Below are 15,401 nucleotides of genomic sequence, written 5' to 3' on the forward strand. Positions count from 1 at the left end.
GCGGACATCCCAGGTAGCCAGTCAAATGGAAATCCACATCGCCGTAGAAGGGCATCACGATCTGTCCGGACAGATTTATCGCCAGTTGCGAGCCGGCATACTCGAAGGGCGTCTTGCCGGCGGTACGCGGCTGCCGTCGACGCGCGATCTCGCGACGCAGTTGGGCGTGTCGCGCAAGACAACGCTCGACGTGTTCGAGCGGCTTCTCTCGGAAGGCTATCTCACCGCGCGAGCCGGTTCGGGGACGTTCGTCGCCGACGGTCTCGAGCGCTTGCCGGTGGAGCGCTCGCCGCATGCGCGCGTGGCGGACTCGGCGCGCGAACGTGCGAAGGGCAGGAGGGACGCGGCGCGCGCACAACCACTGTGGGAGCAGATGCCCGACAGCTTGCCGGTGCCGCGGCCATCGGTGGCGTCGCCGTACGATTTCATAGGCGGCGCCACCGACAAGACGCTGTTTCCATTCGACGTCTGGCGCCGCTGTGTGAATCACGCGTTGCGTGCGCAAGCGCGCGGACAGGGAACGTATCGCGACGCAGCCGGTGAACAGGAGTTGCGTCTGGCGATCGCACGCTATCTCGCGTTCAATCGGGCGGTGTCGAGCAACTGGGAAGAGGTGATCGTCACGCAAGGCGCGCAGCACGCGCTCGACCTGCTCGCGCGCGTGACGCTCGGACCCGGCGAAGTCGCCGCCATCGAAGATCCCGGTTATCCGCCGGCGCATGCTTGTTTCGAGGCAACCGGTGCGCGCGTGGCGCATGTGCCCGTCGACCGTGAAGGTTTGATCGTCGGCAAGCTGCCGGACAATGCTCGGCTTGTGTACGTGACGCCGTCGCATCAGTTTCCGCTGGGTATGCCGATGAGTCTCGAGCGTCGCGTCGAGCTGCTCGAATGGGCGCAGAAACGCGGCGCGGTAATCATCGAAGACGATTACGACTGCGAGTACCGTTTCGAAGGCCGGCCGATGGAGCCGTTGAAAAGCCTCGACCGCGCCGGCCTGGTTGCATACGTGGGCACGTTTTCGAAAACTATCTTTCCGGAGTTGCGGGTCGGGTACGTGGTGCCGCCGGCTTCGCTTTACGGGCCGCTTTACAAGGCGCGTCAGATTGCGGATTGGCACGGCTGCACGCTCACGCAAACCGCGCTGGCGTCGTTCATGCTCAACGGCGACTTCGCCAAGCACTTGCGGCGCATGCACAAGACGTACGCGGCGCGGCGCGCACGACTGCTCGAACATCTGCAAGGCGGGCTTTCGCCCTGGTTCGAGCCGATCGTGCCGACGGCCGGCATTCATATAGCGGCGAGCCTGCGATCACCGCTGACTGAGCAGGCCGTGGTGACGGCGGCGCGGGACGCGTCGATCGGTCTGTATGGACTCGCGCCGTTCTATCGGCGCGCTAAACCGCAGGCCGGTCTGATTTTCGGCTACGGCAACATCGCCGAGCCACATATCGATACGTCGCTCGGGAAACTTGCGGGCATCCTTGCGCGCCTCGCTTCGTCGCCTGGGAGCTGAGACGCCCGAGGTGACGCGATGGCGTTGCAAGAACTCGCGTGGCGCGGCCAATGCGGAGTTACCCGAAGCGCCGGTTACCGGTCGCTTCGCGAATCGAAGACAAGGCCAATGCCGTCCAGCGAACGTCGACACGCGATGCCCGCAGCGCCAAAAATGACCGGGCGATGGCACGTCTCGATCCATCGCGCCATGCAGAATGTGCCGCTATACATGCACTGAAACCGCTTGTAACGCACGTTACGTGTCCGTGTTGAAGGAGCCGCCGAAGCAGTTTAGCCCCTGAAACAAGGATCAAAATGTGTCGCGCAGTCTGCGCCGCGCAACAAACCTGCGCTGTTATACATAAAAGAGTCGCGCAAATCGCATCAGCGCTTGTAGAATCCGGCGTTGAAGCGTGCACATACCGTATGCGCTTCGTGCAATTCACTGACCACAACAGGTAGGAGAAACATGCCGACTTCCGCAAAAAAGGTGGCCAAGAAGGCTGCTGCCCCGGTACCGACCAAGAAGGTTGCTGCAAAGAAAGTCCCTGCGAAGAAAGCTCCCGCAGCTAAGAAGGTCGCCGTGAAGGCGTCCAGCGCACCGTCGCCGATCAAGGACACCTTCACGAAGGCCTCGCTGGCTGCACACGTTGCTGAACGCGCCGCTGTGGAACCGAAGGCTGCGAAGGCCGTTCTGGCAGCGCTCGAAGACACGATCCTCGGCGCTGTTCACAAGAAGGGCGCTGGCGAATTCACGCTGTCGGGTCTTCTGAAGATCGTCGTGCAAGCTGTGCCGGCCAAGAAAAAGCGCTTCGGCAAAGACCCGTTCTCGGGTGAAGAGCGCTGGTTCCCGGCCAAGCCGGCTAGCGTGCGCATCAAGGCACGCCCGCTGAAGAAGCTGAAGGACGCTGCAGCAGGCTAATTGCGCATCGCGCGTCGCCCAGGCGGTTGACCACGTTCGCGTTGGTTGACTTCCGCGGCTCACGCACTGCAATTCCGCACTGCAAGTCGTATGAATCCCCGTGAATGAAAATTCACGGGGATTTTTTTGCGCCCATGTTTGCGCTCGTTCTTGCGCTCGTTTTTCGCGCCGCAGGTCCCAAAAGCGCGATGCGGTGCATCCGCAATGTGTCCGTGCACTGTACTAGCGCATCGTGTGCTGCCGCAGTACGATGACAGCGAGGCCCTTCGCCCCGCTATGCGCTGTTCGTGTGCACGTCTGCGGTTTCATGCGCTAAAAGCCGAATGGCATAGCGCTTGCTTGAACGAATATCGAACACCGAATGCGCAGCGCATTCGCCTTCTATCCGACAACAAGAGCGGGGCGTGACATGCGATGCTATGACGAGATGCGTCATCATGACGATGCCGTGCGGCCACACTACGCGCGCTTCGAACGGTGGCTCTCGAAGCAGGGAAACGAAGCGATCGCACGCAAGCGTGCCGAAGCGGACCTGCTGTTTCGCCGGGTCGGTATTACGTTTGCGGTGAACGGCGACCTGTCGGGAACCGAGCGGCTCATTCCCTTCGACCTGATTCCACGCATCATTCCGCGCGACGAATGGAAGACGCTCGAAGCGGGGCTACGTCAGCGGGTTAGGGCGCTCAATCTGTTCATCCACGACGTGTACCACGATCGCAAGATCGTGCGGGCGGGCATCGTGCCCGCTGAACAGGTTTACACCAACGCGCAATATCGGCCGGAAATGCAGGGTGTGAATGTGCCGCTCGGTGTTTACGCGCATATCGCGGGTGTCGACGTGGTGCGCGCTGGCGACGAGGGCGAGTTCTACGTGCTCGAAGATAATCTGCGGGTGCCGTCGGGTGTGTCGTACATGCTTGAAAATCGCAAGATGATGATGCGGCTTTTCCCCGAGCTTTTCGTACAGAACCGCATTGCGCCGGTCGCGCATTATCCCGATCTGCTGCTCGATACGCTGCGCTCGGTAGCGCCCGAAGGCGTCGACGATCCGGTCGTGGTGGTACTCACGCCGGGCATGTACAACTCCGCGTATTTCGAGCACACGTTCCTCGCGCAGCAGATGGGTGTCGAGCTGGTGGAAGGCAAAGATCTTTTCGTCGACGACAACTATGTGTTCATGCGCACCACGCAGGGACCCAAGCGTGTGGACGTGATCTATCGCCGCGTGGACGACGATTTTCTCGACCCGCTCGCGTTCCGTAACGATTCGGCGCTGGGCGTGCCGGGCCTCCTGACTGCGTATCGCGCGGGACGGGTCGCACTCGCGAACGCAATGGGCACCGGCATCGCCGACGACAAATCGATCTATCCGTACGTGCCGGAAATGATCGAGTTCTATCTGGGCGAGAAGCCGATTCTCAACAACGTTCCCACGTTCCAGTGCCGCAAGCCCGACGATCTGGCTTACACGCTTGCGCATCTGCCGGAACTGGTCGTGAAAGAGGTGCATGGCGCGGGCGGCTACGGGATGCTTGTCGGGCCCGCTTCCACGAAAGCAGAGATCGAAGCGTTCCGCGAGCGTCTGATCGCGCGGCCGGCGGGCTATATCGCTCAGCCCACGCTGGCGCTGTCCGCTTGCCCCACGTTCGTCGAAGCCGGCATCGCGCCGCGCCACATCGATCTGCGTCCGTTCGTGCTGTCAGGCAAGACCGTCACGATGGTCGCGGGCGGACTGACTCGCGTCGCGTTGCAGGAAGGCTCGCTCGTCGTCAATTCGTCGCAGGGAGGCGGGACCAAGGACACGTGGATGGTCGACTGACGCAGTTGCCGCGCGGTTGCAACCACCGCGCCCGCAACCCAGCGCGCCGGGGCGTTTATCAAGAAGCCGCCGGCGCATACGGATAACCAGCGCGAGCTTTCACTTCATCGAGCTTCGCGTCATTAGATACGGAACGCCGTCATGTTAAGCCGCACCGCCGATCACCTTTTCTGGATGGCCCGCTACATGGAGCGCGCGGAGAACACCGCCCGCATGCTCGATATCAACCTGAAAGCGCTTTTGTTGCCGCAGACGCCCGAGCAGGAGGCGCGCGCACAACGTTCGGTGCTGCGCATTTCCGAACTCGAAACAGCGTTCGCACAACGCTACGACGAGCCGACGCGCGAACACGTGCTCGACTTCATGGTGGCGGACGCGAACAACCCTTCGAGTATTCACTCGTGCCTGCAGGCGGCGCGCGAAAACGCGCGTGCTGTGCGCGGTACGTTGACGACCGAATGGTGGGAGACCATCAACGATACGTGGCTCGAATTCAACGAGCGCATTTCGTCTGGCCAGGCGGCTGGGAATCCGGGCGCGTTGTTCGAATGGGTGAAGTTCCGTTCGCATCTTTCGCGTGGCGTGACGATCGGCACGGCGCTGCAGGACGACGCGTTTTTCTTCACGCAGCTAGGTACTTTCCTCGAGCGAGCCGACAACACCGCGCGCATTCTCGACGTGCGCTTTGCCGACGTCGAACCGAATTCGCGCGACGCCGCGCGTCAGCTCGAAGACTTCTATTACTGGACTTCGATCCTGAGCTCTGTGTCTGCGCTGGAAATTTACCGCAAGGTGTATCGCGATGTCGTCACGCCAGCGCGTGTGGTCGAACTGATGATCCTGAACCAGCAGATGCCGCGTTCGCTGCTGGCTTCGCTCGAAGGCGTCTGCGCGAATCTGGCGATGCTGCGAACGTCCGGCTCGAACCAGTGCGAGCGTTTTGCCGGCAAGCTGCGCGCCGAACTGCTGTACTCCGACATCCGGCAGATTTTCGAAGCCGGCCTGCACGCCTACCTGACCCAGTTCCTCGCTCGCGTGTTCGAGCTGGGCAATCTCGTCGCGCGTACTTATCTCATGCTGCCAGTCGCCTGACGGAGTGCTTATGTACCTGACGATCCGCCACGACACGTCCTATCGTTACGAAGCGACTGTCCATTATTCAATCCAGCAATTGCGCCTGACTCCGGCCAACGGCGCTTCCCAGATGGTGCGGCGCTGGAGCATCGACACGCCGGGCAAGCTCGACCCGGCCTTCGACGCCTATGGCAACGTGCTGCATACGCTCGTCATCAACAAGTCGCATAGCGAGATCCGGCTGCAGGTGTCGGGCGAGGTCGAGACGATTGCGCTGATCGACGGCCGGCTTCCCGACGACGTCGGCCCGATTCCGCTCGAGCACTTCACGTGCGCGACGCGTCTGACCGAAGCGGACGCGGCGATCCGCGAACTGGCGGGCTCGGTCCCGAGCCTCACCAGTTCGGCGAATCTGATCGCGCTGTCGGAACGGATCGTGGAGCGCGTGAAGTACCACCCCGGCATCACCGAGGTCACCAGCACGGCGGCGCAGGCGCTCGCGCTCGGCAATGGCGTCTGTCAGGATCATGCGCATCTGATGCTCGCATGCTGCCGCGCGCGCGGGGTTCCGGCGCGCTACGTGAGCGGCTATATCGAACCCGGCGACGTGCCGCATGCGGCGAGCCATGCATGGGTGGACGTGTGGGTAGACGGCACGGGCTGGGTCTCGATTGACGTCACGCATGCGGCCTTTGCCAGCGAAATCTACTGCAGGCTGGCGGTCGCGCGCGACTACGAGGCCGCGGCGCCGGTGCGCGGCCGGCGGATCGGCGGCAGGGAAGAGGAGTTGGAAGTTTCCGTCACGGTCAGCGCGCAGATGTCGCAGTAGATTGCGGCAGGGCACGGCAGCGCGCGGAAGGTGGCAGTGTAGGCTGCATTCGGCCGCGTTAGCGTTAGGTCCGCGACTGCCGGGCGCGCGAGTCTGTTTTGTGCGGGCGCCTGTCGAGCGCGCGCTCTTTCCCGCTTGACGTTCCGCGTGGCGCCCGCTGCGGCTGTCCGGACGTGGCGGTGTTCGCCACTATCAAGAACAAACCGGCCGAGGCCGTAATACGGTGAAGAGGCGCATCTGCGCCGCATTACAATAGCGCCGTTCAGTCGTTTTTCGCGGGTATCCTCTCTTATGACTTACTGTGTAGCGATGTCCGTCGACGAGGGCCTCGTGTTCCTTTCGGACACGCGGACCAATGCGGGCGTCGACCACATCAGCACCGCCCGCAAGATGTCCGTGTTCGAGCAGCCGGGCGAACGCATGCTTGTGCTGCTCGGCGCGGGCAATCTGTCGCTGACGCAGGCGGTGTTGCACGAACTGTCGGAGCCGAGCGACCCGTCGCAGCCCACGCTCTGGAGCGCGCCCACCATGGCTGACGCGGCGCGCGTGATCGGCCGCGCGGTGCGTTGCGTGCATCAGCGGGAGGCGGAAGCGCTGCAGGAATTCGGCGTCGACTTCAATTGCAGCTTTATTCTCGGCGGGCAGATTGCCAACAACCGGCCGCGACTGTTCATGATCTATGCGGCGGGCAACTTCATCGAGGCCTCGGCGGTCAACCCGTATTTCCAGATCGGCGAGGCGAAATACGGCAAGCCGATTATCGACCGGGTCCTCACGCCGTCCACGCCGCTCGACGAAGCCGCGAAGTGCGCGCTCATCTCAATGGACTCGACGTTGCGCTCGAACCTCTCGGTCGGGCTGCCGCTCGATCTGCTGGTCTATGAGAAAGATTCGCTGCGGGTCACGCGTTTCGTGTCCATCGATCACGACAACGCCTACTTCGAGATGATTCATCGCACGTGGGGCGAGCGGTTGCGTCAGGTGTTCGGCGAGATCCCCGATCCCGACTGGCACGAATCGCCCAATGTGCCGATGCTGCAGCGCGAGCGCGCGCTTGTGATGCATCGCGCGCCGGTGGGTGCGGACGGCGTGGAACACGATCTCGACGCAAAGCCCGCGCAGACTCTGGCGCAGGCGGAGAAGGGCAAGGCGCAGCGCAGGTAGCCGTCGACGTTTCGTGTTTGCTCATGGCTGCGCGCCGCAATCGACGTGGCGCAGATCTTGGCACAAGCGGATAAGCCGAACGCGCGGCTGGCCGGATGCTGCTGCGGTGCGACGGCTTCGAGCCGCTCCGTGTCCCGAACGCTTCCCTGCTGGACGCCCACGCCGTTTCCGTCGCCCAATGAAAAAAGCCAGCCTTCGGCTTGCGCCTCTGGCTGGCTTCAGAATACGGCTCGATGTCTCGAGCCGTAGGCCATGCTGTTCTATTAGAACTTGTGACGGATACCCAGGCTGACGATTTCCTGGTGGTTCGCAAGTGCATTATTGCCGTACGAACCGATCGACGCGCCTGCTGTTTGCGTAGTCGTTGCGTTGACACGCTGCGTGCCGGTTGCGTGCTGGTATGCGCCGAGCAGATACAGGTCGGTACGCTTCGACAGATTGTAGTCGGCGCCCAGCGAAACCTGATTGTAGCTTGCCGACAAATCGCCAGAACCGTGCGTGTAGGTGTAGCCCAGACCGACCAGCATAGCCGGCGTGAGCTGCCAGCCAGCGTAAGCGCCAGCAACCTGGAACTTCTCCTGCGTCGTGAAGGACGAGAATGCGTCCGGCTTGTACTGCGCGAAGCTATAACGCACGTTGAACGTGAACGGACCCGTGACAAATTGTCCCGCTGCCGACGTGATGTCGATCTGCTTGGCAGACTGGTAACCGCTGTTGATCTGCGAGTCGAACGTGGCGCCCGAGGTCGCGCCTGAACTCCAGGTGCCCGGGCCTGTGGGCGTTGCCGGGGTGATGCCACGGCTTGCCAGCGTATTGCCGTTTTCCATACGGAAGTAGCCAGCAGCAACGCTGAACGGACCGCCGCTCCACGTTGCTGCGCCCCCCCACGATTGCCCTGCGCCCGTTGCGCCAGCGACACCGCCGAGAGCGTACATGCCTTCGACCTGGAAGCCGCCCCACACCGGCGAGACGTACTTGATCGCGCTGTTCGTGCGCGAGCTGTTGTCGTTGTTGTCAACGTCGCCCGGCGTCGTGAACGTGCTGCCGAAGAAGTTGTCAGCCGTCAGCGGCTGGACCATGTCGACCAGCGGGTCGTACTGGCGACCCAACGTCAAGGTACCGTAGGCGTCCTGCGTCACACCGACGTATGCCTGACGGCCGAACATGAGACCACCTTGGCCCAGCTTGCCGTTGTTCACGTCAAAGCCGTTTTCCAACTGGAAGATTGCCTTCAGGCCACCGCCTAGGTCTTCCGTGCCCTTTAAGCCGAAGCGGTTACCTTGAATGTTGCCGGCAAACGTCTGGAACAGATGGTTGTTGTTGCGGTCGGCTTGGCCAACATACTGGATCGATTCATCGATCAAGCCATACAGGGTCACGCTGCTTTGTGCATGTGCTGCGCCTGCAGCGCCGAGCAGAGCCAGCGAGAGAGTCGACAGTGCGATTCGTTTCATCCAATTCTCCACGCAGATGATTAGTTTACTTGTTGCGGAAAGGAGAATAGCTCAGGGCGTCAATCGGTAAGAACTGGAAAAAAAAGAGTGTCGCCAAAAACCGACAATCGTCGCAAAGCCTTGTATTTAAAGCGGCTTTGAGATTGTTTCTTTTTTCGCAATATTGATTCGTCGTATTCGCATTATTGTTGTTTCATTGACTGAGACCGTATCGGAACCGGCCGTTTAGGTAATTATATGTAAGTAAAATGTAAGGAAGTCGTCTAAATCGAGGCTACGGGTTTTGGAGCGGGCACATGCGCCAGCGGCGCGACTACGCCAAAAAGCGGACTAGACACGGTGGCGCGATTGTGATCAATACGCACCATTGCGGGGCAAAGACGGTCGCAACAGCCGTTGCGCTACTCTGGCGCGATGTCGTCGTCCCGGTTGTGACGCGCGATGGTGGCCGCTGCGAGGCCCGCAGCCGCGGCGAGGGCGACCGATTTCCACGGGTGCTTGCGCACGTAGCGATTTGCCTCGACCGCTTTGCGGCTCGCCCCGAGCAACGTGACTGCGGCGAGATGGGTCGCTTGAGCTTCCGCCGAGATTACTGAGCGTCCGACGTTCAGCGCGGTCGCACGCGCGGACGCCTTTTTGCGTAGTTGCAAGCGGCGGGAGTCGGAAGCCGTCTGCGTGGCGGCTTCCGTTTCCGCGTGGGCGCTGCCGAGCGAAGCCGTCGGCGCGTCGCTGCCGGACGCGTCGGCGCCGGCGTGCAAGGCCGCGTTTGCCGGCACCGTCGACGCCGCCAATACCGATGCGAGTTTCGCGCGGCTGCCCGGCGGCGAGTCGGCTTGCATGCCCCAGCCGCCGCGCGGGTCGTTGAGGCGGCCTCGCGCGGCCGAAAACTCAGCGCCGAGCAGCAGCACGGCGGCCGAGAAGTACAGCCACATCAGCAGCACGGCGAGCGATCCCGCCGCGCCGAACGAGCTTGCCATGCCGGCGTGCGCGAGATACAGCGCGAACAGCTTCTTGCCGGCCGAAAACAGCACCGCCGCGACGACCCCGCCGACCAGCGCATCGCGCCAACGTACCTTCGCGTCCGGCAGGAATTTGAGCAGGCCGGCGAACGCAAACGCGAGCACCAGCAAACCCACGCCGAGTTGCAGCAGATTGCCGATCACGACATACGGCGAGTCGCCCCACAGCCATTTGCCGATGAACGTGATCACCGTATCGAGCACGAGGGAGACGATCAGCAGAAAGGCGACGCCGAGCACCAGGCCGAACGAGATCAGCCGCACGCGCACCAATGCGATCACGCTCGATGTGCGTGGACCGGTGTTCGGCCACACGACGTTAAGAGCGCTGTTTAGCGACGAGAAAGTGGCAGACGCGCCGATTGCCAGCATCGAGAACGAGATGATGGCCGCGATGCCGCCCGCGCTGCCGCTGTGGTGCGCGTTCTCGACGATGGTCTGCACGCCCGCCGCGGCCTGGTCGCCGAGCAGCCCGTGAATGTGGTCGAACAGTTCACCGCGCGCCGCCTCGGCGCCGAAGAACCAGCCCGCCACTGCGATCACCATGACGAGGGTCGGCGCGAGGGAAAACGCGGCGTAGAACGCAATGCTCGCTGCCATCGCCGTGCAGCGGTCTTCGGAGAACTGCTTGAGCGCTCCGATTGCCCAGTTCGCTTGCTGGCGAGCCGCGTGCTGAAGGTTCTCGGCGGAAAGCGTGTCGATGTCCATGGTCGAAGTCTCGATGGGTACGGGCGCCGGCCGGCACGCGCGACCCACTCGGCCAGGGCGGCGCAGCCTCGTATGGCAGTCTTTCGCAAACCTTGTGCCTGTGACTATAGCAAGCGCGTTAGTCTGCGAGCCGCTCGGCCACGCGCCAATGCGCACTGCCGCTAGACGCTAGAATGCGATGGGTTACCTCATCTACTTTTATAGACTGCCATGCATTCGCACGAAGCCTTAACGCAGTTGGACGTGATCCCCGCAGAAGAACTCGCCGCGCATTTGCCCGCGCATGTTCTCGCGCAGTTGCCGCCGAAAGGCGTAACCGTTTTCTCCGTGACTGACGACGCTTCGGACACCGCCGCCTTCAGCGCGCGCTACGGTTTTGGTCTTGAAGACTGCGCGAATACGATCGTTGTGCGCTATAAAAAAGACGGCGGCGAGCATTATGCGGCGCTCGTTTCGCTTGGGGCGTTGCGGCTCGACGTCAATGGCGCGGTGAAGGCGGCGCTCGGCGCGCAGCGGCTGTCGTTTGCCAAGCGCGAGGTGGCGGTCGAACTGAGCGCAATGGAGTTCGGCGGCATTACGACTTTCGGATTGCCGGCGGACTGGCGCATTCTCGTCGATGCCGCCGTGATGGAGCGCGCGCAGATCGTCATGGGAGCGGGCATCCGCGCGGCGAAGCTTCTGCTGGCGCCCGACGTGTTGCGCCAGTGGCCGCGTTGTGAGGTGGCCGACCTGACGTTGCCCGCGGAGTGAATTTCGTCAGCGTGCCCATTCAGGAGCACGCCGCATGAGCGCGAGGAATGAGCCCCCTGAGCCCAACCTTCAGGCGAACCCCACACCCGCGCGGCTCAGCAAGCGCCGGTTATGCTCGGAAAGGTTCTTCACGCGAAGCTGTTTGCCGGCTTTGCGATAACGCTCGTAAAGACCTTGCAGCGCCGCAAGCGCGGAATGATCTGCGAGCAGCAAATGACTGCAGTCGATCGTGACATCCGCCGGATCTTGCTGCGGATCGAACAACTCGTGAAAACGCGCGGTGGAAGCGAAGAACAGCGTGCCGCGCGGCACATAGGTTCTATTGTCGGCGCGGTCTTCGACATGCGCGTGAATTTCGCGCGCGTGCTGCCACGCGAAGTTCAGCGCCGCGATCACGATGCCGCACAACACGGCGATCGCCAGATCGGAAAACACGGTGATGAGCGTGACCGCGATGATCACGAGTGCGTCGTTGCGCGGCACTTTGCCGAGCACGCGCAGCGAACCCCACGCGAAAGTCTGCTGCGCGACTACGAACATCACGCCGACCAGCGCCGCAAGAGGAATGCGTTCGATGAGCGGCGACAGGAACAGGATGTACATCAGGATCATCGCGCCGCTGACAATGCCTGAAAGGCGTGAACGTCCTCCCGAATTCAGATTGATCATCGTCTGGCCGATCATCGCGCAACCGCCCATGCCGCCGAACAGACCCGAGGCGATATTCGCCGCGCCCAGCGCGAGACACTCGCGGTTCGGCTGGCCACGGGTCTCGGTGATCTCATCGGTCAGGTTGAATGTCAGCAGCGTTTCCAGCAGACCGACAATCGCGATCAGCACCGCATACGGCAGCACGACTTGCAGCGTCTCGAGATTCAGCGGGACGTCCGGGAGATTGAAACCCGGCAGCCCGCCCGCGATGTGCGCCATATCGCCGAGCGTGCGTGTGGGCAGGTGCAGCAGTTGCGCAAAAACGCCCACGCCGACGATCGCTACCAGCGCGGGCGGCGCTGCCCGCGTGACGCGCGGCAGTACATAAACGATCAGCATGGTGAGCGCGACGAGGCCGCACATCATCGCTAGCGCGCTGCCGTGCAGCCATGCTTCGCCTTGCGGCGTGCTCTGCCGGAAATGCGCGAGCTGCGCGGTGGCAATCACGATTGCGAGTCCGTTGACGAAGCCGAGCATGACCGGATGCGGGACCATGCGGATCAGTTTGCCGAGCCGGAATGCGCCGAACAGCATCATCAGAACGCCGCTGAGTATGACGGTAGCGAGCAGATACTGCGCGCCGTGTTGAACGACCAGCGCCACGATAACAACCGCCATCGACCCGGCCGCGCCCGAAATCATTCCCGGGCGACCGCCGAAGAGCGCAGTGATCGTGCAGATGAAGAACGCGCCATACAGGCCCATGAGCGGATTGAGGTGCGCGACGAGCGCGAACGCGATGCATTCGGGAACGAGCGCGAACGATGACGTGAGACCCGCGAGCACATTGGCGCGGATTCCGGAAAGCCTTGCGGGCCAACCGTGAGTAGGGCTAGCGGTATTCATCTTGAGCAAGGTGGTTTGCCGCGGCGAACGTTGCATCTGCAGATGCGGATGCCTGGCAATATGAGCGTCCTGGCCTGAGCTGTTTCGTGGGCCGGGCGTTTGCGAAAGGGGTGGATTTTACAGCAGGCCAGCGGTTTTGACCGGTGACGGTTTCAGCGTTCGCGGTGGATCGCGCTGGTTCGCGTGGAAAAGCGCAAGACCGTCGCCACGCGGTCCGCAATGCGGCCGCGTGGCTTCTCATGTCGATCAGATGATCAGGCGCGAGACCTTCGTGCCTTCGAGCGATACGCCGGCCATCAGGCCGCCGTTCGTCAGGACGAATGCTTCAACCGGGCTCGTCGCGGTCGACGTATCGATCGCGCCATTCGCGCCGACCTTCAGCACGGCAACGGTTGCGTCTGCACCGGCTGCCCAGCCCTGGCTGTTGAGGAATTTGTCGAGTGCTTCCTGCGTCATGAAGAGGAAGACGAGCGCTTTCGACTGTGCGCCGATCTGCAAGCCGAACGAGCCGGCCACCGTGCTGTAGTAGCCGCTCGTATGGCCACCGACGCGCAACGCGCCTTCGCCATATTGGCCGCCGACCCAGAAGCCCGCGGAGATCACCGACGGAAACACCAGCACCCCGCGCGCTTTCGCCACGAGTTCACGCGAACCGCCGACATTCGCATACAGACGCGAAAGCGTTGAATCGACACCCGCGTTGATCGTATCGCGCTTGCTGGCGTTGGCGGACGCCGACCCGTTCGAAGACGAGGACGTGGTGGTGCAACCGGCGAGGCCGAGACCCGCGGTAGCGAATGCCGCGCCGGCCGTCGTGATGAATTGTCGTCTGCGCATGTTATTTGTCCTTTTACGTTATCGAGGTGGTTTTTCTTTGTCGATGAAACGGTAATGCCATGACGCCGGCCGCTAGACCGGTGTCCATGATGATGCAGCATTTCCCGTGCCTGCACATGCCGCCCGCGCAAAGGCGACATGGAGGCCCGCGCGGCGCGGGTTTCGCGCACGCGGTTATGTCGAATTTCACGTTCCGCCGCTACACGGCCGGGCGAATGTTCTGGTTGTGACTGAATAGATTGTGCGGGTCGTAACGGCTTTTCACGGCGACAAGGCGTTCGTAATTCGGACCGTACGCGTCGGCGACGCGGCCCGCTTCTTCTTGCGTCATGAAGTTGACATAGACGCTGCCGAGCGAGAACGGCGCCGATGCGTCGAAGAATGCGCGCGCCCAGGCTATGCAACGGTCGTCGTCGGCGGGATCTTCCCAGCGACCATGCACGTTCATCGCGTATTGAGTGTCGCGACTCGAATACGCCGTCGCGTTCACCGGTACGCGTTGCGTTTGTCCGCCAATCTGCCCAAAGAAAATTTCACACTGCGGAGACGGCAGATTCTGGATCGACTGGAGCAGTGCCTCGATCAGGCCATCGTCGATGCTGGCAAGGTTGTGGGACTTCCAGTAGTTGCGCGATCCAGGCGCGAGCAACGGGTCGAACGCCTTTTGCCACATCGTGTAGGGCATTTCGCCGAGATGTTCGCCGACCGGCGTGCCGAAGGTCTTCACTGGCGCGACGGCCGAAGGGCCGTTCGCGGTCGGCCCCGTGTAGCACATCGCGAAGATGATGACAGGCTTGCCGTGTACGTCGGAGGGCAAGAACGGCAGCGGCGGCGCGAGGCGCAGAACGGCCCACACACTGAGTTCGTCTGGCATGTCCGACGCTGCTGCGCGATATTTGACGAGCGCGTCCCTCGCCTGATCGAGCGGTAATACGACGAGTCCGCCGAACACCATCGGTCCTACCGGGTGCAGCGCGAACACAAACGACGTAACGACGCCGAAGTTGCCGCCGCCGCCGCGAATCGCCCAGAACAGGTCTTCATTCGAATCGGCGCTGGCGTGAAGCAATTCACCATCGGCGGTGACGACGTCGGCTGAAATCAGGTTGTCCACTGTCATGCCGTATCTGCGGCTAAGCCAGCCGAAACCGCCACCAAGCGTCAAGCCTGCGACGCCCGTGGTCGAATTGATGCCCAGCGGAGTTGCGAGTCCGAAGGCCTGCGCTTCATGGTCGAAGTCAGCGAGCGTCGCGCCCGGTTCGACGTACGCGCGTTTCGCGAAGGGATCGATTCGCACCGATTTCATCAGCGAGAAATCCAGCACAAGACCGTCGTCGCATACGGCGCTGCCGGCAATGTTGTGACCTCCGCCGCGAATCGCAAGCGGCAGACCGTTGTCGCGCGCGAAGGCTACGCCGCGCCGCACGTCGGCGACACCGGCGCAGCGAAGGATCATCGCAGGGCGGCGGTCGATCATTGCATTCCAGATGCTGCGTGCTTCGTCAAAACCGGCATCGTCGGGCAGCATCAGTTGCCCGCGTACAGCGGTTTTCAGTTCCTCGATAGCGCTGTTCGACACATGAGCCATGGTTTGTCTCCAAGGTTTGGTGAGGGCGCTCGTCGAGCACCGTTGACTGACCAGGTAGATCGCAAGAATCTTGACAGCTTGGTTCAGCGTTCAGTAAACGGGGCTGTCTTATATAGTCAAACGCACGTAAACCCGCGTACGGCTCGACGCTCGTGCGGAAGCACGCAGCGCGGGCGTGCACGGACG

The 15,401-nt window shown here is 62.3% G+C and carries 12 protein-coding genes; 7 read left to right on the top strand and 5 right to left on the bottom strand.

What is annotated here, in order from left to right:
- Positions 1-25 precede the first annotated feature (25 nt).
- The 6 genes from pdxR to BCA01S_RS14655 all read left to right on the top strand — a co-directional run bounded on the left by pdxR (position 26) and on the right by BCA01S_RS14655 (position 7,302).
- A complete protein-coding gene (pdxR, locus tag BCA01S_RS14625) occupies positions 26-1,513 on the top strand; it encodes a MocR-like pyridoxine biosynthesis transcription factor PdxR (protein ID WP_027777538.1) in 1,488 nt (495 codons plus the stop codon).
- A 450-nt stretch (positions 1,514-1,963) separates the two neighbouring features.
- Positions 1,964-2,416, top strand: coding sequence for an HU family DNA-binding protein (locus BCA01S_RS14635; RefSeq protein ID WP_020068172.1), 453 nt, complete (start codon positions 1,964-1,966; stop codon positions 2,414-2,416).
- Between the two features lie 409 nt (positions 2,417-2,825).
- Positions 2,826-4,235: a circularly permuted type 2 ATP-grasp protein gene (locus BCA01S_RS14640; protein WP_027777539.1), complete on the top strand. Its 1,410-nt coding sequence runs from the start codon at positions 2,826-2,828 to the stop codon at positions 4,233-4,235.
- Positions 4,236-4,376: 141 nt separating this feature from the next.
- Complete coding sequence (locus BCA01S_RS14645; protein WP_027777540.1) at positions 4,377-5,327, top strand: alpha-E domain-containing protein; 951 nt, start codon at positions 4,377-4,379, stop codon at positions 5,325-5,327.
- Between the two features lie 10 nt (positions 5,328-5,337).
- A complete protein-coding gene (locus tag BCA01S_RS14650; protein WP_027777541.1) occupies positions 5,338-6,138 on the top strand; it encodes a transglutaminase family protein in 801 nt (266 codons plus the stop codon).
- Positions 6,139-6,429: 291 nt separating this feature from the next.
- Positions 6,430-7,302: a proteasome-type protease gene (locus BCA01S_RS14655; protein WP_027777542.1), complete on the top strand. Its 873-nt coding sequence runs from the start codon at positions 6,430-6,432 to the stop codon at positions 7,300-7,302.
- Between the two features lie 263 nt (positions 7,303-7,565).
- On the opposite strand, the gene BCA01S_RS14660 is transcribed toward BCA01S_RS14655, so the two are convergent.
- Both BCA01S_RS14660 and BCA01S_RS14665 read right to left on the bottom strand, forming a co-directional pair.
- Positions 7,566-8,756 (bottom strand): porin, encoded by a 1,191-nt coding sequence (locus BCA01S_RS14660; protein ID WP_027777543.1) that lies wholly within the window; start codon positions 8,754-8,756, stop codon positions 7,566-7,568.
- A 401-nt stretch (positions 8,757-9,157) separates the two neighbouring features.
- Positions 9,158-10,483: a YihY/virulence factor BrkB family protein gene (locus tag BCA01S_RS14665; RefSeq protein ID WP_027777544.1), complete on the bottom strand. Its 1,326-nt coding sequence runs from the start codon at positions 10,481-10,483 to the stop codon at positions 9,158-9,160.
- A 210-nt stretch (positions 10,484-10,693) separates the two neighbouring features.
- On the opposite strand from BCA01S_RS14665, the gene BCA01S_RS14670 reads away from it, so the two are divergent.
- A complete protein-coding gene (locus BCA01S_RS14670) occupies positions 10,694-11,233 on the top strand; it encodes a YbaK/EbsC family protein (protein WP_027777545.1) in 540 nt (179 codons plus the stop codon).
- 69 nt (positions 11,234-11,302) lie between these two features.
- Here BCA01S_RS14670 and BCA01S_RS14675 read toward each other — a convergent pair whose 3' ends face one another.
- The 3 genes from BCA01S_RS14675 to BCA01S_RS14685 all read right to left on the bottom strand — a co-directional run bounded on the left by BCA01S_RS14675 (position 11,303) and on the right by BCA01S_RS14685 (position 15,215).
- On the bottom strand, positions 11,303-12,790 hold the full coding sequence (locus BCA01S_RS14675) for a SulP family inorganic anion transporter (RefSeq protein ID WP_027777546.1): 1,488 nt from the start codon (positions 12,788-12,790) through the stop codon (positions 11,303-11,305).
- A 246-nt stretch (positions 12,791-13,036) separates the two neighbouring features.
- The gene (locus tag BCA01S_RS14680) at positions 13,037-13,627 is read right to left on the bottom strand and encodes a BPSL1445 family SYLF domain-containing lipoprotein (protein ID WP_027777547.1); all 591 of its coding nucleotides are present in this window, start codon (positions 13,625-13,627) and stop codon (positions 13,037-13,039) included.
- A gap of 199 nt (positions 13,628-13,826) precedes the next feature.
- Complete coding sequence (locus BCA01S_RS14685; RefSeq protein ID WP_027777548.1) at positions 13,827-15,215, bottom strand: FAD-binding oxidoreductase; 1,389 nt, start codon at positions 15,213-15,215, stop codon at positions 13,827-13,829.
- Between the last annotated feature and the right edge of the window lie 186 nt (positions 15,216-15,401).

It is taken from the genome of Paraburkholderia caledonica NBRC 102488 (genome assembly GCF_000685095.1).
In the GTDB taxonomy this organism is placed as follows: domain Bacteria; phylum Pseudomonadota; class Gammaproteobacteria; order Burkholderiales; family Burkholderiaceae; genus Paraburkholderia; species Paraburkholderia caledonica.

Excerpts from the sequence above, each read along its gene's own strand:
- BCA01S_RS14665 (WP_027777544.1), bottom strand. The coding sequence starts at position 10,483 with ATGGACATCGACACGCTTTCCGCCGAGAACCTTCAGCACGCGGCTCGC.
- pdxR (WP_027777538.1), top strand. The coding sequence starts at position 26 with ATGGAAATCCACATCGCCGTAGAAGGGCATCACGATCTGTCCGGACAG.
- BCA01S_RS14645 (WP_027777540.1), top strand. The coding sequence starts at position 4,377 with ATGTTAAGCCGCACCGCCGATCACCTTTTCTGGATGGCCCGCTACATG.
- BCA01S_RS14640 (WP_027777539.1), top strand. The coding sequence starts at position 2,826 with ATGCGATGCTATGACGAGATGCGTCATCATGACGATGCCGTGCGGCCA.
- BCA01S_RS14685 (WP_027777548.1), bottom strand. The coding sequence starts at position 15,215 with ATGGCTCATGTGTCGAACAGCGCTATCGAGGAACTGAAAACCGCTGTA.
- BCA01S_RS14660 (WP_027777543.1), bottom strand. The coding sequence starts at position 8,756 with ATGAAACGAATCGCACTGTCGACTCTCTCGCTGGCTCTGCTCGGCGCT.
- BCA01S_RS14655 (WP_027777542.1), top strand. The coding sequence starts at position 6,430 with ATGACTTACTGTGTAGCGATGTCCGTCGACGAGGGCCTCGTGTTCCTT.
- BCA01S_RS14635 (WP_020068172.1), top strand. The coding sequence starts at position 1,964 with ATGCCGACTTCCGCAAAAAAGGTGGCCAAGAAGGCTGCTGCCCCGGTA.
- BCA01S_RS14670 (WP_027777545.1), top strand. The coding sequence starts at position 10,694 with ATGCATTCGCACGAAGCCTTAACGCAGTTGGACGTGATCCCCGCAGAA.
- BCA01S_RS14680 (WP_027777547.1), bottom strand. The coding sequence starts at position 13,627 with ATGCGCAGACGACAATTCATCACGACGGCCGGCGCGGCATTCGCTACC.
- BCA01S_RS14650 (WP_027777541.1), top strand. The coding sequence starts at position 5,338 with ATGTACCTGACGATCCGCCACGACACGTCCTATCGTTACGAAGCGACT.
- BCA01S_RS14675 (WP_027777546.1), bottom strand. The coding sequence starts at position 12,790 with ATGAATACCGCTAGCCCTACTCACGGTTGGCCCGCAAGGCTTTCCGGA.